Raw genomic sequence first — 22,695 nt, 5'->3', positions numbered from 1 at the left:
AATCTTTTTTCTTTTATCTTATTTTTTAAACTACTTCCCATTCTCCCTGCGCAACAAATTGAGATTCTCCTCCAATATTTATATCAAATAGATTCTCCTCTAGTTGCCCTTCAAAATATATTTGAGAATTTCGATTGATGCATTCTCCTTGGTTGTTCACCATTTTTATTTTAGTTGAGTGATATTTTAATAAAAAAGCTTGCAAACAAGTACTAGCACTTCCTGTTGCTGCATCTTCTATAAGCTGATTGTTTTCAATACACAACATTCTACTCGTAAGCATTTCATTTTCTAAAGTAAAAAAATACAAAGCTTTGTGGTCCGTTTTACATTTTGCTTTAAGCCATTCTGCAGTTTTATCTTTATCTATTTTGACCGCGTTCAAAGTCTCTTTATCTTTCAGCGGTACCATTACAAAAGCACTTCCTGTAGTTACTTCCTGAACCACAAAACGATTATCAAAATCAGTCACACTCAAATTACTAAAAGACGCAAAATCTTCCTTCATAAAAACATCCAGAAAATCTGGTTGAGCTGCTTTTAACCAAACTAAATCTTTGACTTGACGGACTGAAATTTCTCCTATTAGAACATTTAATTCAATCGCTTTTGGATGATGAGCAAATATTCTATTCATCAAAACCCACGATGTCCCTATTATTGGATGTCCTGCAAATTGCATTTCATGTGCAGGAGTAAAGATTCTAATTGTTGCTTTATTATCTTCAGCAGCCATAGCTGTAACAAAAGTACTTTCGGCAAAATTAATTTCTCTTGCTATTTGCTGCATTTGATCCGTCGTTAAATCAGCTGCATCTAAAAAAACAGCCAGTTGATTTCCAGCATATTTTTTTTTACTAAATACATCTATAATATAAAAAGGAATAGTCATTTTTTAAATAATTTTAAATTCACAGCAACCGCATTATTCCAGTTGTTTTTTAAATATTCCTAATTCGTTATCGATGAATTTGTTTTTGACTCTTCCGTTTTAATGGCACCTAATTCTCTTTTCGCTTCAGATATTACATCTGGGAAATCAGTGAAATTTTCAATTACATTATCTAAAATATAAGTCGCCTGAAAACTATCTTTCAAACCGTAGAAATTCTTAGCCATTAGAACTAAACCTTTGGCACCAAAATATCGGTAACCTGAATAATTTTTAGCTAATTTTTGAACCGCTGTATTTGAACTCTCAAACTTTCCGTCTTTGTTTTTAAAATAAGCATCATAATACAACGCTTCTGCTGCTAATTCTCCTTTAGCGATTGTTAGCAATTTAGCATATCCTGATCTCGCTTTTGCCTCATCTCCTGTTTGAATTGCTGAACGAGCAATGATGATTTGTGCATCACTCTTCACATTATCGTCCGTTTTAGGATTACTCAAAACTTTATCTGCATAGATAACTGAGCTTGAATAATCTTTCTTATCGTAGTAACATTTCATCAAATTAGATTGTGCAAACACTTTGTTTTGAGGAAAGTCAGCTTCATTCTCAAGACGAAGCAATACCGGAATCGCTTTTGCATTATCTTTATCTTTCAATAAAACTTGAGACAAACGAGCTAAAGATTGTTCTGTAAATTCATTTCTAGGCTGTCCTACTACGAATTCATAATTAGGAACCGATTTAGCCTCTAAACCTTCAGAGAAGTATGCTTGAGCTAAATAAAAGTTAGCCTGTAAAGAATGAATCCCCCTTGGAAAGCTAGCATTGTATGCCGTAAATCCAGAAATAGCCTGCTTGTTATTATTCTGCTCAAATTGTTTTAATGCTGATTCATACGTATCGTTATCTAAATCTGCATCAGTAACTGCAACAAAATCTAAAGTTCGCACCCAAGTAGCATATTCAGCCACTCTTCCACCGTCAACATAAATCAACCGTGCTGTTGAAACCGCCTCAAGTGCCTCTGGAGTTTTAGGGAAATCAGCCGCTACTTTTTTAAATTTCGTCAAAGCATCTGCATTTCGATCAGAATTGTAATAAATTAACCCTTGACGCAAAATTGATTTTGCAGTATAAGATCCGCTCTTAAATTCAGAAATTAGACGGTCAAATGTTTTCAAAGCCAAATCTTGTTTTCCACTTGCAACATAAGTATTTGCTAATTCATACATCGCATCATCTCTATAGTTTGATCTTGGATACAGCTGTATAAAAGAATTCAACTCTTCAATTTTTTTATCGTTTCTGGCAACAAAGCCATAACAAATTGCTTTTTGATAAAAGGCATAATCAGCATCAACACCCTTCATCTCGATTGCTTTATTATACGCCTCCATTGCAGGCCAATATTTTGAGGTTACAAATTGACAATCCCCTAATCTTAGGTAAGAATCTGTCAATCGCACTTTGTCCTCTTTCGCGGTTTCAATTTGGTTTTGAAAATAGGTAGCCGCCTGATCGTATTCTTTCAATTTGAAGTACGTGTATGCAATATTGTAATTAATGTTTTTATATTCTGATGCAGAGGAAGCACGAGATGATCCTGCAAATTGTTTAAAGCTCAATAATGCATTTTTATAATCACCCAAAACATATTCGGTTTCCGCTTTCCAGAAAGTGGCTCTTGCTGTAATAGCAGCGTCAATTTGCCCGTCTATAGATTTTTTAAACATTTTTAATGCTTCTGCATAGTCTCTGTCAGCATAGAATTCTAATCCTCTGTAAAAAGTAACTTTTTGATAAGCCAATTTATTTTCAGGACTTTTATTTTTTTCCAATAAAATTAATGCTTCCTTGTAATTTTTTGAAGAGATGTACGAATCAATCAACAATTTTTCTACTACGGAACGGTTGGCATTATCAGGATATTTTTTTATAAAACCCAACAAAACTGCTGGCACACTTTGATACGAATTCCCAATTTCATAACTTAATTTCGCATAGTTCAAACTCGCATCTTCTTGTATCGAAGCATCGAATGACATTTCAGAAGCATTTTTAAAAGCATTCAAAGCTTCTTGTTTTTTATCTAACTTCAGGTAACTTTCACCTAAATGATAATAGGCATTTTGTGCTACAAAATCTTTCCCGCTTACAATCTTATTGAATTGTGAAATGGCATTTTCAAAATCATTTTGCTTGTAATAAGCATAACCCAATTGATAAAAATCAGTATTATTCCATCTGCCTTTTTTTCCTTTGTATGCTGCCAAATAAGAAATCGATTGCTCGTACTTTTTTAGGTTAAAATAGCTCTCTCCAATAATTTTATTCAGTTCAGACTTTTCAATCGCATTCGATTTAGCCATGGCTTTTTCGCCTAGCTCAATCGCTTTTTGAAAATTACCTAGCTTAAAATTCATATCAGCTTGATAGTAGGAAAGCTTTTCTTTGTATTTTTCTTCACCAGACACGGCATCAAAATACTTCGTTGCTTCCTTATAATCATCACCCTCATAAGCGATAAAACCTAAATAATACTTCGCTTGGGAACCATATTCTTGGGAGTTTACAACCTTATTAAAATAAGTAGTTGCCTCTTTTTTATTTTTCGAATTAAAGAAACTATATCCTTTTTGGAAATTAAACTTATCTCTATCGCTAGAACTCAGTTGGCTTTCATTTACCTTTTCGAACCATTGTAGCGCTTGAGGATAGTTTCCTTGATCAAAATAATAATGAGCCACTTCTATAAAAGCCTGATTGCTCTTAGCGCTTGTAGGATAGTCTGAAACGAAACGATCCATGAGCATATCAGCATTAGCCTGATTCATACGGATCGCGCAAGTAGCATCATAATAAGAACAATCTGATTTTATCTCGTCATTGTTAGTTTCTGACTTTACTTTTTCGAATATAATTTTAGCCGAAGCATATTGTCCGTCATTAAATAACGAAAGGGCTTTATCAAAATCTTTTAATTCATGGGTATATATTGTTGATTTTTGTGCCGAAACAGAAAAAGATGTAACAAAAACCAGTAAAAAGAGAAGCCAAGAAATTTTACGCATTTTATTTTTTTTTAATATTCAAATGTATCATATTCTATGGTCTATAACGAATCCCCTTTCGGTTTTATTATGAACAAATGTTTTAACAATGGAATTATTAGCGCTTAATCACTCTTCAAGCTACTTATAAAACTACAAATCATCGCTCATTTTGATTTCGACAACTATCATTATCCATTGATAAATTTATATTCGGACTAATCCCAGTTATTACATGAAATTTATTTTGAATACAACCGTTATCTTATTACTTTTACCCAATAAACAAATGCTAATTATGTCTCAAGCTATACTGTCTTTAAAAAACGTGACCATTCATCAAGAAGATAAAGTGATTTTATCTAATATTAATTTGGACGTAAACCGTGGTGAATTCTTATACATCATTGGAAAAACAGGATCAGGAAAAAGTAGTTTGATGAAAACGCTTTATGCTGATATGCCATTGACAGAAGGCGAAGCACACATTGTAGATTTTGATTTAGCAAGCTTAAAAGAAGATGACATCCCTTTTTTGAGAAGAAAAATTGGTATTGTATTTCAGGATTTCAAACTGTTACCAGACCGTACTATTAAAGACAATATGTTATTTGTGCTTAAAGCTACAGGATGGACTGTTAAAGATGAAATGGACAGAAAAATTGACGAGGTATTAGATAAAGTTGGAATGAAAGAATACGCCAGCAAAATGCCACATCAAATCTCTGGTGGAGAACAACAACGTGTTGCCATTGCCAGAGCATTGCTTAATGACCCGGAACTTATCCTTGCCGATGAACCAACCGGAAATCTAGATCCACAAACAAGCGCCGAAGTACTTGAAGTATTGAGAAAAATCAATGCTAATGGAAAAACAATAATAATGGCTACCCATGATTATGCTTTGTTAATGAAATTCCCATCGAAAACATTAAAATGTGAAGACACTAAAATATTTGAAGTAGTTCAAAGAGCAGTGTAATGCTTTCCATCCTTATTCCAATCTACAATTACGATGCATTTCCTTTAGTAAAAGAATTGTATAGTCAGTGTTTGGAAGCCAAGATTGATTTTGAGATCCTTTGTCAGGATGATTGTTCTAGTGAATATCTAAACGAAAATCAAACAATAAACACCTTAGAAAACTGTACTTTTTCCAGAAACAAAACTAATCTAGGAAGAGGCCACAATATAAATACACTCGCTAATCAGGCTGCTAAAGATTATTTGTTGCTTGTAGATTGCGATACTTTCCCAAAAAACAGACTTTACATTCAAAATTACGTCGACTGCATTCAAAAAGGAAATGCCACAGTTCTTTATGGCGGAATTATATACGAAAGCAAAAAACCAAGTACAGAAAAATTATTGCGTTGGGTGTACGGAAACAAAAGAGAGGCGCTTTCACTAGAACTCAGGACTAAGAATCCAAACAGGAATGCCTTAACTTCAAATTTAGTAATTAAAAAAGAGATTTTCACAAAACACCCTTTTGACAGTACAATAACAAAATACGGTTATGAAGATTTGTGTTTTCTAGTCGAGTTAGAATCGAATGGATTTGTGGTCAATCATATCGAAAACCCTACTTATCATCTAAACTTAGAAACTTCAGAACAATTTCTAAAAAAGACAAAAACAGCGTTAGAAAATTTAGCTTTTATCTTTGAATCAAAAAAACACGTTACTACCGAGAGCAAAATAATTACCGCTTATACACTGTTAAAAAAGATAGGGATTACTAGATTAATTGCGCGTACCTTTAAAAAAGGCGAAAACGTTCTAAAAAACAATTTGCTTTCAAAAAAGCCTTCATTGTTCGTTTTTGATCTTTATAAGCTGGGCTATTTCTGCCAATTGCAAAATCAAAAATCAATTTTTACTCGCTAACTCCAAGAACAATTCGTTCCAGTGATTCAGTATAAAATCGCTATTATACTGAGTAACACTTTTAGCCGCCTTACTCCCAAATGATTTTCTCAGCTCTTCCTCTTGCATTAATTGCTGTAGTTTTTCTACAAAAACATCCTCATCGCCATCGGGAATCAGGAATCCGTCATCATCATTCTTTATAATTGCTCTAGGACCACAAGGACAATCGTAAGCAATGCAAGGCAGTCCAGAACTCATCGCTTCAATCAAAACCATCGGAAAACCTTCTTGCCGTGAAGTCATAACAGACACAGAAGCTTCTTCATATTTTGCAGCAATATTTTGCACCGGTTCATAAAAATGCACGCTTGAATCAATGCCTAACTTCTCGCCTACTGCTTTTAAGGAAGTCACCTCTTTTCCATAAATTTCTAAAACCCAATCTGGGTGTTTGACCACCACTTTTTGCCAAATTAACAGGAGTCGGTCCAATCCTTTTTCATATGAATTTCGAGCAACTGCTATTACTTTTTTATTCTTTAATTCTGCTGTTTTTTTGGGTTGCAACCAAGAAGGGTTAGGAATTACTATCGAATTATTCAAATCCCATTCTGCCAAACTTTCGTTAGACAATGCAACGAATTTCGTGAATTTTTTAGCGCCAAAACTTTTAAAATTATATTTTAAAAACCGAATCCCTTTAGACAAAAGCCCATACTTGTCTTTTGACTCTTCAATGTATTTTGATCCATGACATTCAAAAACGATTGGCACTTCGCTTTTAATCAAAAACGGAATTGCAAATGCTTTTATACCGTTGTCACAAACAATAACAACATCTGGATTTACTAAGGCTATTTGTTTTAATAGTGACTTGTTATAGGTGTTTAAAAATTGAAATAGATTTCCCTTTAAAATCATATCATGAAATATAATTTTATCGTCAAAATCATAAAAAGGAGTGGAATTACCGTTGTTTTGGGTAAGAACATGCACTTCATAATTCCACTTCTCTATAAGCACTTTCGTTTTTATAGCTAATGTTCTGGCGACCCCACCTTCATTATTTATATTGGGTACTATATAAAGTAGTCTCATTTTTTTGAATCCATAAATTCACTAAAATCTCTGATATAATCTTCTTCTATAAATACATCAGAAGCAAAAACCAGACATATCGAGCCCGAAGAGAAATTCTCTAATTCTCTCCATATACCTGTTGGTATGTACAATCCAATATTGGGTTTATTTAAAACAAATGATTTTTTACTGTATCCGTCATTAAGGACAACCTCAAAACTTCCGCTTAAAGCAATCAATACCTCAGCCTGTTTAATATGCGAATGTCCGCCTCTAAAAGCAGTACTCGGCACATCAAAAAGATAATACACTCGTTTAAATTCAAATGGCAAAACATCCTTTTGAATAAAACCTAAATTTCCGCGTACATCTTCGACGACCGGAATTTCCAGTAATTGTATTTTCTCTAGTGTGCTCATTTGTTTACTCAATATTAATTTTCATCAAATCTAACCATTGCTGTCCAATTACGTCTAATAGAAAAGGCTTAATACTATTTGCTGCATTCTGCTTGCAGTGTTGATATAAAGTTTCATCAATGACCATTTCGTTCATCGCTGCTGTAAGCTTATTAAAATTTTGATCCTCTACTAAAAGGCCGTTTTCTCTATCTAAAATCATTGCCGAAGGCCCTGACGAACAATTAAAGGAAACGACAGGCGTACGACATGCTAACGATTCTAAAATAACATTAGGCATCCCTTCATTTTTACTGCTTAAAGTTAAGAACTTCGCTTTTTTCAAGTATTTATAAGGGTTTTCCTGATAGCCTAAAAAACGAACAAAATCTTCAACATTATTCTCTTTTGCTACACTTTCTAATGTGTTTCTATCCCCGTTTCCTAGTATTAAAAGATGTATTTTTTTTTCTGGTAAAATAGAATTCGCATAACTCATAATGAGTTTATCAAACTGCTTTATCGGGTTTTCAAACTGCCCAATAGCGATACAATAGCGAAATGGAAGTGATTCTTCTTCATTACTCTTTTCATTGATTTCTTGAGTATTAATAGGATTTGCAATCGTAACTACATTTTCTAATTGATGCGTTTTTACAATCAATTCCTGCATCTGATCTACTAAAGCCACATTAGCATAACAGTGATTGTACATTAATCTTGTTAGCCATGAATTTCTTGGCATATAATGATCTATCAAAAAACTATGTACTGTAAATATTGTTTTGGTATTATAAATTAATCTCGAAATTATAAGTTCTTGAAATACTTTAGTTCGAAAGCGAAAATCAATGATAAAATCAAAATCATTAGCCTTTAGATACTTTTGCAGTGCAATCAATCGCTTGCCTTTATTAATAATCCCATTGCTTTCATTTTTCAATAAACCTAGATTAACCAGTTTACCTGCATAAGGAAAAGAAACTTCATCAATTACAATGATGTTATGGATTTCAATGCCTTTACTTTCGAAAAAAATAGACAAATTAGCCATCACTTTATCACTTCCACCAGCGCTCAGACGGTAACCAATTAAAGCAATTTTATGTTTTTTGTTAGGCAATATCATTATCGATTTCTTATTTTCGTATCAAATATATAACTCTTTTAAAAAGATATGCAAGATAAATCATTAGTTACTATTATTTGCTTGTGTTACAATCAAGAGCCCTATGTTATAGAGAGTTTACAATCTGTTATCAATCAGGATTACAAACTGATTGAGCTTATTATTGTGGATGATTGCAGTACTGACCACTCTAAATCAGTAATAGAAAAATGGCTTCTTGACTATCCGGAAATTCAATTTATAGCAAACGAAACTAATCTAGGAAGCACCAAATCATTTAATAAAGCCCTAAAAATAGCCAAAGGAGCGTATATCATTGACTTAGCTGCCGATGATGTTTTACTAAACAATTGTGTAAGCCTGCAATGTAATGCTTTTACCAATAGTCCTTTTAAAAACTTAGGAATGGTTTATGGAAATGCAGCATTAATCAATGAGAATGGTGATTTTGACTCTTATTATTTTGCAGTTGACCACCATAAAAATGTGATTCAAAAAAGAGTAACTGGTGACATCTATTTATCCGTAATAACGGGTGGCAATAGCATTTGTTCTGTTTCGTCAATGGTTAAAAAAACTGTTTTTGACGCACTTAATGGCTATGATGAAAATCTAGCGTACGAGGATTTGGATTTTTGGATTCGTTCTTCCCGCGTATATGAAGTTGATTTTATTGACAAAATTTTAATTAACAAAAGAAACGTAGCCAATTCATTAGGAACCACATTTTTCAAGAGAAGGAACAAAATCAACAATTCGACTTTTATAATATTGAAAAAAGCGATTCAGTTAAATCGAACTAACGAAGAAAACAAAGCGATTTTAAAACGAATTCATTTTGAGATAATTTTAGCTTTTCGAACTTCAAATTTTGAGTTAGTACTAAAGTACATCGCCATGGAGATTAAGCTTCGAATAAAAATTCTACTTTAAAAAATCATCGAATAGTTAGATAATCCTCTAATGATTCGCGTTCCGCTTTCCAGTCTCTCGAAATCATATTTCGTATCAATTTAACCGGCATACCCGCTAGTAATATGTTTTCCTCTAGCTTAGAAAAATCTTTATTGCACAAACTATTTGAAGCTACGGTACAGTAATTTGGCGTATGAGTACCTGGCATAACAGACACTCTGTTTCCAATATAATTATAGTTCCCTATAACTACAGGCTGCGTAACTTTATATCGCTCTCCTGTACTTGTATCAATCATTTGATGAAAATTAGTATCCATAATTTGAGATTCTGAGCCAAAACGAGCAAAATCTCCTAAAACAACACTTTCAATAGCAATCAGTTTAGCATTAGAAGCCATTGATGCCATATGTCCAAATTCACAATAAGCACCCTTTCCTATGTAGATAAAATAATCTTTTCCAAATTGAAGATGTCCTTTAAAAACTAATTTTCCTGTAAGACTAATTTCCGCAATTCCTTTATGTAAGGTGTTCATTTCATAAGGTTGCCCAAAGCCAATCATCCCCTTTCTAATAGGCGCAGTGATTTCGATCTTACCAGAAATATCTGTTAATTTTACTTTCCCGTAAAAAAATACAGGCAGTTTCTTAGCGGTGCGATAAGGAAACTTCTTAAAATTAAAATAAAGCGTTTTAGGCCAGTTCACACCGGAGTAAAACTTCAACTTATGGTAGCCTATTTTAAGATTATTGATCATTTTTTTTCTTTATTATAGTATTGAAAAATGATTTTAACTCCATTTTTTTATTTAAGTGATATAACACATATAGTATTGACAACAAAGCCATCAGCAACATTGAGGTGTATTTTACAAATGTATTTGGCACATATCTTAGCGCAAAAGTAGTAATACACATTGCAATGCAGACGAAATAAAGAATATAAAAATCACTCTCGAAATAAAAATCATATCTCTTTTTAGTAATTACTTTTAAAGCAACAAAATGAATGCTATAATAGATTAAAAAACTAATCCCAAGTCCTTCAAGTCCATAAAAATAATACCCCAAAACATTCATCACCAAGGAAAGCACATTAAAAACTACAGCTGTTAGTATAAACATTTTAGAATCTCCTTTGGCAATCAGAATAAACCCCATCGACCAAGATACGGCTCTAAACAACATCGCTAAGATACCGAAACAAACCATTGGTATAATGGAAATGAATTTAGGAGTATATATGACTTTTACAATCATCGGAATAAATGTCAAAAACAGAATCACTATTGGCGTTATAATCAAAATTGAAATGAACGATTGCTGAATAACACTCGCTCTCACTTTTACATTATCATCACTAATAGAAGACAATCTCGGAAAATAATCGGTACTCATTACCGTAAAAATGATTCCAACATAAGAATTCAACAGTGTAAAACCAGCAGTGTAAAAACCTACTTCTACTAAACCGCCTATTTTCCCAACATAAATCTGAATTAAATAACTAGACAGCAAAGTTAACAATCCGCTTATTGTTAATAGAATACCCAGCTTAACTATGCCTTTTCCTTCAATTAGTAACTCTTTGGTTGTGAGATTATTTTTTGGAATTTCTATTTTTTTCGAAAAATAAAATGCAAACAAAAATGAGCTTAATGAAATAATAATCATTGTTGGTATTATTGCATCTATTCTGTAATAATAATATACTGGAATTGAAACAAGCAAGCCCATTAAATTTCCATAGAAATTGGCTTTCGCCAGAAGTCTCATTTTTCTCAAGCTTTGCAAGACCACTAATTGGCCTGAAGCCAATTGTTTTAGCAAAACCGTAACTGAAATCAAGACAAAGGCCAAAGTATAATCTGTATTTCCAAAAGTAATCGTGCTCAACCACGAGGAAAAAAATATGGCCAGTAGCGCACCAAAAATTCCGGTACCCAAGACTAGTTTTTTAACCGTGGAGACCATCGTAGAAACACTACTTAAATCATTTTCCTTATACTTGCCGGAAATATGCTTGACAGCACTAGTTTCAATTCCCAAACCCGAAACACCGCTAATGATATTTATAGCCGAATTCAATAACGAAATTATTCCCATCCCTGCTGGACCAATAAACACGGCAATCAGCTTTATACGAACTATTGAAATGATAATATTCAAAAATTGCACCCCTCCGAAAAGCGAAGTGGTTTTTACAATTTGTTCGTAGGATGCTTTGTCACTCACTATTTAGTACTTATTTAAAATTGCTATAATAAAAGTTACTTCTTCGGCTGTTAAAACGGGACTTATAGGTAAACTCAACACCGTTTCATGTATTTTTTCAGTAATAGGAAGTGATATATTATTCCACTCTAGCAATGCTTTTTGCTTGTGTGGAGGAACGGGATAATGAATCACGGTCTGTATTCCATTTTGATATAAATACTTTTGTAATTCTTCCCTGTTTTCTGTTCGAATAACAAACAAATGAAAAACATGATTGTTTGAAGAATCCCATTTGGGCAGCATTATTTTATCATTCTTAATTTCAGATAAATACCTACGTGCGATTGCTCTTCGTTGGTCATTCTCTATATCTAAATGCGGTAATTTCACATTCAAAAAACCAGCTTGCAACTCATCTAACCTTGAATTTACTCCAGCATAATCATTGTAATATTTGGTTTCTGAACCATAATTACGAAGTGAAAATACGATTTTGGCTAATGCCGAATCATTTGTAACTATCGCACCACCATCACCTAGTGCGCCTAAATTTTTACCGGGATAAAAACTAAAAGCAGCAGCATTGCTTAGATTCCCCGCTTTCTGAGGTTTATAATTTGCGATAGCGCCATGAGACTGAGCCGCATCTTCTAATAGTAGTAAATTGTGTTGAATTGCGATTGCGTTTATAGAATCCATCTCGGCTAATTGTCCGTACAAATGAACGGCTAGAATTGCTTTGGTTTTTGAAGTAATTTTTCCTTGAATTAAATCAGGGTCGATGTTATAGGTTTCCAACTTTGGCTCGACCAAAACCGGAATTAAATCTGCTTCGAGAATAGCTAGAATACTTGCGATATAGGTATTGGCAGGAACAATGACTTCATCTCCTTTTTCTAACTTTCCTAATTCAATGTAGCCTTTAAAAATCAAAGCCAAGGCGTCAAAACCATTCCCTACCCCGATGCAATATTTAGCCCCGCAATAAACTGCAAAATTACTTTCAAAAGCGCTGACTTCTTCGCCCAGAATGTACCAGCCATTTTCTAAAACTGCTTTCATCTTCTCTTGAAAAGCAGTTTCATACGGAGTGTTTATTTTTTTTAAATCTAAAAATGGTATCATATGAGATTCATTTTATAAAAATCCTGACTGTAAACAGCGCAACCTAATTCTTCTTTTTGTTTCAAAAGACCAGCATGATATCCTTTTTCATTATCGTCATTCACAATCCCCATATCAAAAAACTGTTTTCCTTCTCGCTTGTATTTATGTATTAAATTAATAAATAGAAAATCCAATGCACGCAACTCCTCCCCTTTCTTAGTAGTAGCACCATATTGTGATTTCACCACTGTATCTGTTTCAAAAAGTGTAATTCCGGCAATTATATCATTGTTATAATACACAGAAAACTGCTTGATGTAATCCGGAAAATTACTCTTTAACTTTGTTATTTCTTGTAGGGTATGAACTGGTTGAGCATCGTATTTATCCAGTAATCTAGGTTCTAAAACCAATTCCCAGAAAGATTGTAATTGCTGTTCTTCAACTATTTCTAAATCGAGATCTTCAATTTTTCTAAAATGCTTTAATTTACTTTTTGAAATCGTTAATGGCAGTGCTAAATTGACAGCCAAATTCATTTCTTTTTTATCTAGAAACGCTCCGTTTTTAAATAGAAAAAAATCTATTTCATGATTTCCCCCAGAAGAATAAAAAAAAGGAATAGGTTTAAAATAAAAAAACTGCATTCCTTTCTCTTTTAGAAAAGATAAAAGAGATTCAATAATATCTCCTACTACTTCTCCATTTATTTTAGAGGAATACACCAGTCCGCCATAAGTCAAACCTTGATGAGAATAAACGGTCTCTTCAACGCGGTTTGCAGGCAATACTGCAATAAGTTTATCGTCTTTAAAAATAAGTATAGAATAATCTTGAAATCGGTCTGAATGGTATTCCATAAAATCCCGATGAAAAAGAAAGGTAGCATTTTTGGCTTTGCTTATAAAAGCATTCCAATTTGCATAATCACTACCTTGATATTGTTTGACGGAATAATTTTTCACTGTTAATTTTTAGACTTCGTGAAAGTAATCATTTTTTACTCGTTTACTAAAGTGGGTAAATACCATTTGAATCTTACCGCCATCAAACGAACTGAAATAATTACCATTGAGGTTATTAAATATAAAATATCATTATCTAAATTGAAGTTTTTCAGCATAAAAAATACAATTCCGCCCAGAATACAAATAGTGGCATAAATTTCTTTTCTAAAAATCACTGGTATCTCAGCACATAAAATATCCCGAATAACACCTCCAAAACAAGCGGTCATGGTTCCTAAAGCAATACAAACGATAGGATGTAGACCAACACTAATTCCTTTTTCGAGACCAATTAGCGTAAAAACACCAAGCCCAATAGTATCAAACAAAAATAGTGATGTACGGAGTCTCTCGAATTTCTTTCTAAATATCAGTGCTAAAGCAAAAGCAATGCATATCACATATACATACTCTAAATTAAGCATCCATCCCACAGGTGTTGTTCCAATCATTACATCCCGCAAAGTCCCTCCGCCTACAGCAGTAACAAAGGCAATAATAAACACACCAAAGAGGTCCAATTTTTTACTCATCGCAGTCAACGCTCCCGATAACGCAAAAGCAATTGTCCCTATGATATCCAATAAATGAAACATGTTTTTTTTGTGAGTTTAAATTGAGAAAAATGTATTGTTTTTTCTAAAAACAATTGCTGCAAAATTAAAGAAAAATACTTGTGGAAAGTAGTTCTGACAGACATATCTGTAGAATCTCTTTTCAGGTTTACAAATATTCTGTTTCAAATTTTTAAAACTGCCCGTTCTCTGCGTATCTTTGTTTCCTCAATAATAATTAAATTTTAGAATCACTTGAAACAAATCACTTCAATTCAAAATCCATTCATAAAATCTTTGGTATTATTACAAGAAAAAGCTAAAAACCGCAAGCAAACCGGTACTTTTTTAATTGAAGGAAAACGAGAAATTTCCTTAGCACTTAAAGGAGGTTATGAAATAGAAACGCTCTTATTTTACCCTGAAATCTGCACTGAAATTGAGGCAAAAAAGATATCAAATACTACGGAGCTAATTGAAATAAACAAAGATGTATTTCAAAAACTGGCTTATCGTGATACTACTGAGGGTATTTTGGCCATAGCCAAAGCAAAATCACAACAGCTGTCTGATTTAAAATTATCAGACAACCCATTGATTCTTGTTGCCGAAGCTACTGAGAAGCCTGGAAATATTGGTGCTTTATTGCGAACAGCAGATGCTGCTAATCTTGATGCCGTAATTATTGCCAATCCCAAAAGTGATTTGTACAATCCAAACGTTGTGCGTTCGAGTGTCGGTTGTTTATTTACCAACCAAATTGCAACTGGAACAACGGCAGAAATCATTGCTTTTTTACAAGAGAAAAAAATCAATTTCTACTGTGCTACTTTGCAAAACTCAACATCATATCATACCCAAGATTACACGACACCAACAGCGCTAGTTGTTGGTACAGAAGCAACAGGCTTAACGCAAGAATGGCGTGATGCTGCTACCCAAAATATTATAATTCCTATGCAGGGCGAAATCGACAGCATGAATGTTTCGGTTGCCGCAGCGATATTGATTTTTGAGGCCAAAAGGCAAAGAGGATTTTAAAATAACATTTATTAATTCCAGAATTAAACAAGAAAAAAAACAAGAGTATGAAAAATAAATTATTCGCACTAATAACGCTAATCACAACAACACTTTCTTTCGCTCAAATAACAGAGCCACAAGTGGACGCATTGGTAAATAAAACCTTAACTGCATTTAATGTCCCTGGAATTGCAGTAGCCATTGTAAAAGACGGAAAAGTAGTTCTTGCCAAAGGGTACGGAGTAAAATCTATCGATACTAAAGAAAAAGTAGACGCCAATACTTTATTTGGTATTGCTTCTAATAGTAAAGCTTTTACAAGTGCATCATTAGCCATACTAGTGGATGAAGGAAAAATAAAATGGGATGATAAAGTCATTAAATACCTTCCTAATTTTAGAATGTACAATGATTATGTAACTCAGGAATTCACTATTCGTGATTTATTAACACACAGAAGCGGACTTGGTCTTGGAGCAGGTGATTTAATGATTTGGCCTGACGGAAGTAATTTTACTGCCACTGACATTATTCAAAACTTACAATATTTGAAGCCTGTTTCGGCTTTTAGAACTAAATATGATTATGACAATCTGTTGTATATTGTAGCGGGAGAAGTGATTCATGTAGTTAGTGGAAAAAGCTGGGGTGACTTTATTGAAGAGCGTATTATGGAACCATTAGAAATGAATCACAGCGCAGCTTCATTTGTTCGCTTAAAAGACTCCACTAATATTATTGCCCCTCACGTACCTATAGATGGAAAGCTAAAAGTAATCAAACGCTACAAAAACCAGCTTTTTGATGCAGCGGCCGGAATCTATTCTAGCGTAAATGACTTAAGCAAATGGGCGATTATGCAAATGAATAATGGAAAATATGGTCCTGAAAACAAGCAGTTATTTTCAGAGAAAGAGCATGATGAAATGTGGCAATTGCAAACTATTATTCCAACTAAAACGAAAGCTCCCTATAACACACATTTCAATGGTTATGGATTAGGTTGGTTTTTAAGCGATGTAAAAGGGTACAAACAAGTTACGCATACTGGAGGTTTAGAAGGAATTGTAACTCAGACTACTTATATTCCAGAATTACAGCTCGGTATTATTGTATTGACAAACCAGCAATCAGGTTCTGCATTTAATGCGATTACAAACACCATAAAAGATAGTTATTTAGATATTGTTTCAGAGGATTATGTTACAATATACAGCAACCGCATTAAAGCTAATGAAGAGAGCGCTGATAAAGTAACCGATGAAGTGTGGGCTACCGTTGCAAAAAACAAAAAAGACAAAGTAAAAGTTGACCTAGCTTCAATTACAGGAACCTACCAAGACAAATGGTTTGGAGATGTTGTTATAAACGAGAAAAAAGGGAGGTTATTCTTTGAATCTAAACGTTCTTCTCAGCTTAGTGGAGAGGTGTTTTTCTATAAAAAAGGAAACTATGTGGTAAAATGGAACAATGCTTATTTACATGCAGATGCCCATCTCTTTTTTACCTTTGATGAAAACGAAAAAGCTATTACTCTAAAAATGAATCCTATATCTAATCTAACCGATTTTAGTTATGATTTTCAGGATTTGGATTTTGTTCGAATTGAAAAAAAATAACCCTAAAATATCCTTGAAAGAGCAGGCAAAATATAAAATATCAGGCCTTAATTTATCGCTTGCATATATGCTAACTTATAGTTATTTTTAGAAAATGAACCATGCCGCTATGACAGAAATAGATATAGAAAAAGAGAACAAAGCAATTGCTCAGGAATACAAAGAATTACTTCGTATCAGTTACCAAACCTTGTCTCCAGAAGACAAAAAACTAATACGTAAGGCATTTGACGTTGCTGTAGAAGCCCATAAAGAACAAAGAAGAAAATCAGGAGAAGCCTATATATTTCATCCTATTGCTGTGGCAAAAATAGTCGCTTCAGAAATAGGTCTTGGTGCCACTTCTATTGCTGCAGCATTATTGCATGATGTTGTAGAAGATACTCCTACTTCTGTTAAAGACATTGAACGGATTTTTAATCCAAAAGTAGCGCAACTTGTCGAAGGATTAACTAAGATTTCTCTGGTTCAAAAGGACATGAACGTATCGATGCAAGCCGAAAATTTCCGTAAAATGTTATTGACGCTTAATGATGATGTGCGCGTTATCCTGATAAAAATTGCCGATAGATTGCACAACATGCAAACCATGGAATCCATGGAAAACCATAAACAAGTCAAAATTGCCTCTGAAACCTTATATATCTATGCACCGCTTGCCCATCGTCTAGGGTTATACAACATCAAAACACAACTAGAGGATTTAGGGTTAAAATATACTGAACCACCCATTTACAATGATATAGTAAGTAAAATAAAAGAGACCAAAGACCAACAGGATGCCTATATAAAAGACATCTCTGACGTGATTAAAACCTCTTTAGATGCTGAAGGTGTTGAATACATTATAAAAGGTCGTCCAAAATCGATCTATTCAATCAGAAGAAAAATGCTGACTCAAAATGTAAGTTTTGATGAAGTCTATGACAAGTTTGCTCTTCGCATTGTTTACAAAGCAAACCCGCATGATGAGAAGTTTCTTGCTTGGAAAATATACTCTATTGTAACCGACCATTATCGTCCAAGTCCAAGTCGTTTACGCGATTGGATTTCCTCGCCTAAATCTACCGGATATGAAGCATTGCACATTACGGTAATGGGACCAAAAGGACGCTGGGTAGAAGTACAAGTTCGCAGTGAACGTATGGACGAAATTGCAGAAAAAGGATACGCAGCACATTACAAATATAAAAACGGCGCCACAGAAGAAGGTGGTTTGGATGTTTGGTTAAACTTACTTAAAGAAGCACTCGAAAATTCAGAAACCAGTGCCGTAGATTTTGTTGAGGATTTTAAAATGAATCTTTATTCAAAAGAGATCTATGTTTTCACTCCAAAAGGAGACATCAAATCCTTACCTAAGGGAGCTACTTCGCTGGATTTTGCCTTTGGCATACATTCTGAAATAGGGATAAAGACCCGTGGAACGCGTGTAAACGGAAAATTAGTTCCTCTAAATTATGAATTAAAAAATGGGGATCAGGTAGAAATTATCACTTCCCAAAATCAAAAACCAACAATCAACTGGCTTGATTACGTTACCACGTCCAGAGCAAAAAATAAGATTAGAAATGTCTTAAATGAGAATACTAAAAAAATTGCTGAAGACGGAAAAGAAGTTCTAACACGTAAATTAAAACATCTTAAAATAACTTTAAACGAAGGTGTTGTTAATGAATTAGTCAATTTTTTTAAACTAAAAACCAGTTTAGATTTGTTTTATAGAGTTGGTGTGGGCTCAATTGACAACCAGCAACTGAAAGATTATGCTGCTCAAAAAAGCAATACTTTAATCAATTTCTTTAAAAGTAAAATGAAACGTTCTGGACCAACTGCTGATGCAGACGTCCACAAACAAGTATTGAGCAGCAACTATGACATGCTTGTATTTGGTAAGGAACAAGATAAACTAGACTACAAACTATCAACCTGCTGTAACCCCATTCCAGGAGATCCTGTTTTTGGATTTGTTACCATTAATGAAGGTATAAAAGTGCATAAGAAAGACTGTCCAAATGCAATCGCAATGCAGTCCAACTACGCCTATCGTATCATGCAAGCTAAATGGATTGATTCTTCACAACAAGAATTTAAGGCCATCATAAATATTACAGGAATGGATACTTTAGGACTTACAAATGAGTTGACTAAGGTAATTTCGAATAATATGCAGGTCAATATTCAAAGTATATCATTAAACGGCGATGCCGGACTATTCAAAGGGCAGTTAATTGTTGTGGTTCAGAATAGCACTTTACTGAATAAACTAATCGATAATATTAAAAAAATTGACGGAATCGATAAGGTGACACGTGTTTACAAAAAATAAAAGCATTGGGATGAAATCATAATTATCGATTTTTTTGATACATTCAAGACTACAGGATTTAAGTTCTTTTTGTTTCAAAACTCACAAATTATGCTCTTATAAGTCCTTAAACTTGAAAACTATTAGAATAAATAATTTATCTTTGCCAGATATGACACTCATTTCAACAGATAACAACAAAAACCAAGAAATTGTAAAAAATGTATTTACAATGTATCTTGAAAAAAAAGGGCACAGAAAAACTCCTGAACGTTATTCCATCCTACAAGAAATTTATGAAAGTCAGGAACATTTTGATATCGAGAATCTTTATATCAAGATGAAAAATAAAAACTACCGTGTTAGTAGAGCGACCTTATACAATACAATTGAGTTGTTATTAGACTGTGCTTTAGTTCGCAAGCATCAGTTTGGTCAAAATCAAGCACATTACGAAAAATCATACTTCGACAAACAACATGATCATATTATCATGACAGATACTGGAGAAGTGATTGAATTTTGTGATCCAAGAATACAAAGCATCAAAAAAACAATCGAAGAAATATTTGATATTGAAATCACAAATCACTCCTTATATCTATACGGAGTTAAGAAAAAACCAAAACTCGAAAGCGAAGTTGAAGCTGAAGTTGAAGAACAAAAACTTGACTAAAGGTTAAAATAGTATAGCAAAAATTAATTAGTACGGACAACATAAAAGTGGTCTCAATAACAAATAATAATTAGAATGACTGTAGATTTATTACTAGGATTACAATGGGGAGATGAAGGAAAAGGGAAGATCGTTGATGTTCTTACTTCAAAATACGATATTATTGCTCGTTTTCAAGGTGGACCAAACGCGGGACATACTTTAGAATTTGACGGAATAAAACACGTCCTTAGAACTATTCCTTCTGGAATTTTTCACGACAATAATATTAATGTTATTGGAAATGGTGTTGTAATTGACCCAGTTGTTTTCAAAGGTGAAGTTGACGGTTTAGCTAAATTTAATTTAGATATTAAATCGAAATTAATCATTTCAAGAAAAGCACATTTAATTTTACCAACTCACCGTTTACTTGATGCAGCTTCTGAAGCTTCAAAAGGGAAAGCTAAAATTGGTTCTACTCTTAAGGGAATTGGACCAACTTACATGGACAAAACGGGTAGAAACGGAATTCGTGTTGGAGATATTGAACTAGAAGACTTCAAAGAAAGATATAGAGCGCTTGCTGACAAGCATGAAGCAATGATTGCATTTTATGATGTGAACATTCAATATAATCTAGAGGAACTTGAAAAAGAATTTTTTGAATCTATCGAAGATTTGAAAAAATTAGATTTTATTGACAGTGAAGAATATTTACACCAAGCTCAAAAAGCAGGTAAATCAATACTATGTGAAGGAGCGCAAGGTTCTTTACTAGATGTAGATTTTGGAACATATCCATTTGTAACTTCTTCTAATACTACTGCTGCAGGAGCTTGTACAGGTTTAGGAATTGCTCCTAACAAAATCAAAGAAGTTTACGGAATTTTCAAAGCTTACGTAACACGTGTAGGTAGCGGACCATTTCCTACTGAACTTTTTGACGAAGACGGTACTACAATGGCACGCGTAGGAAACGAATTTGGATCTGTTACAGGAAGACAAAGACGTTGTGGATGGTTAGACTTAGTTGCACTTAAATATGCAGTTCAAGTAAATGGCGTTACACAATTGATGATGATGAAAGGTGATGTTCTTTCAGGATTTGAAACGTTAAAAATATGTACTGAGTACACCTATAAAGGTAAAAACATCGCTCACTTCCCATACAACATTGAACCAGAAAATGTAACTCCAGTTTACAAAGAATTCAAAGGTTGGGAAGCAGATTTGACTGGTATGACAACATACGAGGAATTGCCTATCGAACTAAAAGAATATATCGAATATATTGAGCAAGAAATTGAAGTTCCTATAAAGATTGTTTCTGTAGGACCAGATAGAAAACAAACTATCCTTAAATAAGTTTAACTAACGTCCCGATTCATCGGGACGTTTTTTATTTTAACTTTATCCAAGTCCATTTCAAAAAACAAAAAAAATAAAACTTTAGTTTACAACTACATACGAATGAAGGATCCTATAATAGACATAAAAAAAACCGAACTACTTTCTGACAACTGGTATATACTAAACAAAGTAACTTTCGACTACCAAAAAAACGATAATAGCTGGATTACTCAAAAGCGAGAAGTGTACGATCGTGGAAACGGAGCCGCTATTTTACTTTATAATTCGAAACAAAAAACAGTAATTCTTACAAGACAGTTTCGTTTACCAACCTACTTAAACGGAAACAAAACGGGGATGATGATTGAGGTGTGTGCGGGTATGTTAGACCAAGACAATCCAGAACAATGCGTCATTAGAGAAACGGAAGAAGAAACAGGATATCGCATTAAAAAAGTCGAAAAAGTAATGGAATCCTATATGTCTCCGGGTGCTGTTACTGAAATTCTACACTTATTCGTGGGCGAATATGACGAATCTATGAAAGTGAATGAAGGCGGCGGAGTAGCACATGAAGAGGAAAATATCGATGTGATGGAAATGTCTTATGACGAAGCTTATGCGATGATTGCGTCTGGCGAAATTAAAGATGCCAAGACAATCATCTTATTGCAGCATGCTAAAATTAACAAGCTCATATAAAACCATCCCTTTTTTTAAGAATAAAAATAACTACGCAAAAGGTCTTTTATTCGCATTGTGCGCTACCTTACTTTAGTTAGTGAATTTTGTGATTGCAAGCGGTATAAAAGGCCATATTCCATCAGAAGACAGATAGGAAAAGAGCGTATTATTGGATTTTTTTACTTTCTAGATCTTGATTGCCGCTGCTCTTTGTGCGGTAGAATACAATTCTGCGCCAACCTCTGCGCATATGGGAGTGGGTCGGGTTTTACTCAATGGTTCCGTTAAAACTTTTTGATTCACTATACACTGTAATTCCAAAAAGATTCCATTTTAAAATTCCGTTAGCAATAAATTCAGATTTTGAATTCGTTTCGTAATTATTCGTTTCAATTGAATTAAATTCCCAAACATAACCACTAACCAGTCCTGTCAAAAAACTGTTGCTTTCTATTGGAATGTATTTATTTACGTCAATCGAGTATTTGACAATCATATTTATGTCAAAAGTCAAATTATCTTCAAGTACTATTTGTTTAATTTATAAATCATTCTTTTTGTTGTAATCTTTAGTTATTGTTATTCGGTTCGTATTTTTTTCCGAATTAGAAGCGGAAATGATTTGAACAATTCCAATAACCATCATAAAAATTGAAACAACTTTAAATTGTGGTTTAAAAATTCGTTTTCCTTTTACAATGAATCCGATAATCAGATAGAAAAAGTATAAAATAATTATTCCGTTTATTATTGACCAAATTAAATGTATCATAGGTTTATTTTTAGCTTGTTGCCAGTGTTTGGCCGCTTTGAGATGGCTGCCAATT

General features: G+C 33.6%; 21 protein-coding genes. 9 read left to right on the top strand and 12 right to left on the bottom strand.

Features of this window, described 5'->3' with window-relative positions; all coding sequences use genetic code 11:
* Nucleotides 1–25: 25 nt before the first annotated feature.
* Together QO200_RS09175 and QO200_RS09170 are read right to left on the bottom strand one after the other, a co-directional pair.
* Nucleotides 26–892 carry a PhzF family phenazine biosynthesis protein gene (locus QO200_RS09175; RefSeq protein WP_371538952.1) on the bottom strand — a complete coding sequence of 289 codons (867 nt, stop codon included), beginning with the start codon at nucleotides 890–892 and terminating at the stop codon, nucleotides 26–28.
* 59 nt (nucleotides 893–951) lie between these two features.
* A complete protein-coding gene (locus QO200_RS09170; RefSeq protein ID WP_371538950.1) occupies nucleotides 952–3,966 on the bottom strand; it encodes a tetratricopeptide repeat protein in 3,015 nt (1,004 codons plus the stop codon).
* A 277-nt stretch (nucleotides 3,967–4,243) separates the two neighbouring features.
* On the opposite strand from QO200_RS09170, the gene QO200_RS09165 reads away from it, so the two are divergent.
* Nucleotides 4,244–4,927, top strand: coding sequence for a cell division ATP-binding protein FtsE (locus QO200_RS09165; RefSeq protein WP_371539112.1), 684 nt, complete (start codon nucleotides 4,244–4,246; stop codon nucleotides 4,925–4,927).
* Nucleotides 4,927–5,835 (top strand): glycosyltransferase family 2 protein, encoded by a 909-nt coding sequence (locus QO200_RS09160; protein WP_371538948.1) that lies wholly within the window; start codon nucleotides 4,927–4,929, stop codon nucleotides 5,833–5,835. The genes QO200_RS09165 and QO200_RS09160 overlap by 1 nt, the downstream gene beginning before the upstream one ends.
* Here QO200_RS09160 and QO200_RS09155 read toward each other — a convergent pair.
* The 3 genes from QO200_RS09155 to QO200_RS09145 are packed head-to-tail and all read right to left on the bottom strand — an operon-like array spanning nucleotide 5,818 to nucleotide 8,424.
* Nucleotides 5,818–6,915 (bottom strand): glycosyltransferase family 4 protein, encoded by a 1,098-nt coding sequence (locus QO200_RS09155; RefSeq protein ID WP_371538946.1) that lies wholly within the window; start codon nucleotides 6,913–6,915, stop codon nucleotides 5,818–5,820. The two genes, QO200_RS09160 and QO200_RS09155, sit on opposite strands and share 18 nt — an antisense overlap.
* The gene (locus tag QO200_RS09150; protein WP_371538943.1) at nucleotides 6,912–7,316 is read right to left on the bottom strand and encodes an FdtA/QdtA family cupin domain-containing protein; all 405 of its coding nucleotides are present in this window, start codon (nucleotides 7,314–7,316) and stop codon (nucleotides 6,912–6,914) included. The genes QO200_RS09155 and QO200_RS09150 overlap by 4 nt, the downstream gene beginning before the upstream one ends.
* Nucleotides 7,317–7,320: 4 nt before the next feature.
* Nucleotides 7,321–8,424 carry a glycosyltransferase gene (locus tag QO200_RS09145; protein ID WP_371538941.1) on the bottom strand — a complete coding sequence of 368 codons (1,104 nt, stop codon included), beginning with the start codon at nucleotides 8,422–8,424 and terminating at the stop codon, nucleotides 7,321–7,323.
* Nucleotides 8,425–8,472: 48 nt separating this feature from the next.
* On the opposite strand from QO200_RS09145, the gene QO200_RS09140 reads away from it, so the two are divergent.
* Nucleotides 8,473–9,357, top strand: a complete 885-nt coding sequence (locus QO200_RS09140; protein ID WP_371538938.1) for a glycosyltransferase — start codon at nucleotides 8,473–8,475, stop codon at nucleotides 9,355–9,357.
* A 4-nt stretch (nucleotides 9,358–9,361) separates the two neighbouring features.
* Here the strand turns inward: QO200_RS09140 and QO200_RS09135 are convergent, their stop codons facing one another.
* Genes QO200_RS09135 through QO200_RS09115 form a run of 5 tightly spaced genes read right to left on the bottom strand, consistent with a single transcriptional unit; the run spans nucleotide 9,362 to nucleotide 14,268 of the window.
* A complete protein-coding gene (locus QO200_RS09135) occupies nucleotides 9,362–10,099 on the bottom strand; it encodes a transferase (RefSeq protein WP_371538935.1) in 738 nt (245 codons plus the stop codon).
* Nucleotides 10,089–11,576 carry an O-antigen translocase gene (locus QO200_RS09130; protein WP_371538933.1) on the bottom strand — a complete coding sequence of 496 codons (1,488 nt, stop codon included), beginning with the start codon at nucleotides 11,574–11,576 and terminating at the stop codon, nucleotides 10,089–10,091. Before QO200_RS09130 ends, QO200_RS09135 begins: the two co-directional genes overlap by 11 nt.
* A 3-nt stretch (nucleotides 11,577–11,579) precedes the next feature.
* Nucleotides 11,580–12,683, bottom strand: coding sequence for a DegT/DnrJ/EryC1/StrS family aminotransferase (locus QO200_RS09125; RefSeq protein ID WP_371538930.1), 1,104 nt, complete (start codon nucleotides 12,681–12,683; stop codon nucleotides 11,580–11,582).
* Nucleotides 12,680–13,630, bottom strand: coding sequence for a FemAB family protein (locus QO200_RS09120; protein ID WP_371538927.1), 951 nt, complete (start codon nucleotides 13,628–13,630; stop codon nucleotides 12,680–12,682). The genes QO200_RS09125 and QO200_RS09120 overlap by 4 nt, the downstream gene beginning before the upstream one ends.
* A 35-nt stretch (nucleotides 13,631–13,665) precedes the next feature.
* Nucleotides 13,666–14,268, bottom strand: coding sequence for a trimeric intracellular cation channel family protein (locus QO200_RS09115; RefSeq protein ID WP_371538924.1), 603 nt, complete (start codon nucleotides 14,266–14,268; stop codon nucleotides 13,666–13,668).
* A 213-nt stretch (nucleotides 14,269–14,481) separates the two neighbouring features.
* Between QO200_RS09115 and QO200_RS09110 the strand changes: the two genes are divergently transcribed.
* The 6 genes from QO200_RS09110 to nudK all read left to right on the top strand — a co-directional run bounded on the left by QO200_RS09110 (nucleotide 14,482) and on the right by nudK (nucleotide 21,886).
* Nucleotides 14,482–15,267: a TrmH family RNA methyltransferase gene (locus QO200_RS09110; protein WP_371538922.1), complete on the top strand. Its 786-nt coding sequence runs from the start codon at nucleotides 14,482–14,484 to the stop codon at nucleotides 15,265–15,267.
* Nucleotides 15,268–15,314: 47 nt separating this feature from the next.
* The gene (locus QO200_RS09105) at nucleotides 15,315–16,868 is read left to right on the top strand and encodes a serine hydrolase (RefSeq protein ID WP_371538920.1); all 1,554 of its coding nucleotides are present in this window, start codon (nucleotides 15,315–15,317) and stop codon (nucleotides 16,866–16,868) included.
* A gap of 109 nt (nucleotides 16,869–16,977) precedes the next feature.
* Nucleotides 16,978–19,197 (top strand): bifunctional (p)ppGpp synthetase/guanosine-3',5'-bis(diphosphate) 3'-pyrophosphohydrolase, encoded by a 2,220-nt coding sequence (locus tag QO200_RS09100; protein WP_371538916.1) that lies wholly within the window; start codon nucleotides 16,978–16,980, stop codon nucleotides 19,195–19,197.
* A gap of 151 nt (nucleotides 19,198–19,348) precedes the next feature.
* Nucleotides 19,349–19,852 carry a Fur family transcriptional regulator gene (locus QO200_RS09095; RefSeq protein WP_371539109.1) on the top strand — a complete coding sequence of 168 codons (504 nt, stop codon included), beginning with the start codon at nucleotides 19,349–19,351 and terminating at the stop codon, nucleotides 19,850–19,852.
* A gap of 75 nt (nucleotides 19,853–19,927) precedes the next feature.
* Nucleotides 19,928–21,199 (top strand): adenylosuccinate synthase, encoded by a 1,272-nt coding sequence (locus QO200_RS09090; protein WP_371538914.1) that lies wholly within the window; start codon nucleotides 19,928–19,930, stop codon nucleotides 21,197–21,199.
* 105 nt (nucleotides 21,200–21,304) lie between these two features.
* Nucleotides 21,305–21,886, top strand: a complete 582-nt coding sequence (nudK, locus tag QO200_RS09085; protein WP_371538911.1) for a GDP-mannose pyrophosphatase NudK — start codon at nucleotides 21,305–21,307, stop codon at nucleotides 21,884–21,886.
* 250 nt (nucleotides 21,887–22,136) lie between these two features.
* Here nudK and QO200_RS09080 read toward each other — a convergent pair whose 3' ends face one another.
* Both QO200_RS09080 and QO200_RS09075 read right to left on the bottom strand, forming a co-directional pair.
* Nucleotides 22,137–22,364 (bottom strand): hypothetical protein, encoded by a 228-nt coding sequence (locus QO200_RS09080; protein ID WP_371538909.1) that lies wholly within the window; start codon nucleotides 22,362–22,364, stop codon nucleotides 22,137–22,139.
* Between the two features lie 45 nt (nucleotides 22,365–22,409).
* On the bottom strand, nucleotides 22,410–22,640 hold the full coding sequence (locus QO200_RS09075; protein WP_371538907.1) for a hypothetical protein: 231 nt from the start codon (nucleotides 22,638–22,640) through the stop codon (nucleotides 22,410–22,412).
* Nucleotides 22,641–22,695 lie beyond the last annotated feature (55 nt).

The organism is Flavobacterium sp. Arc3 (assembly GCF_041431375.1).
In the GTDB taxonomy this organism is placed as follows: Bacteria; Bacteroidota; Bacteroidia; order Flavobacteriales; family Flavobacteriaceae; genus Flavobacterium.
The sequence above is the reverse complement of the archived record's forward strand: the minus strand, read 5'-3'. Positions and strand labels throughout refer to the sequence as shown.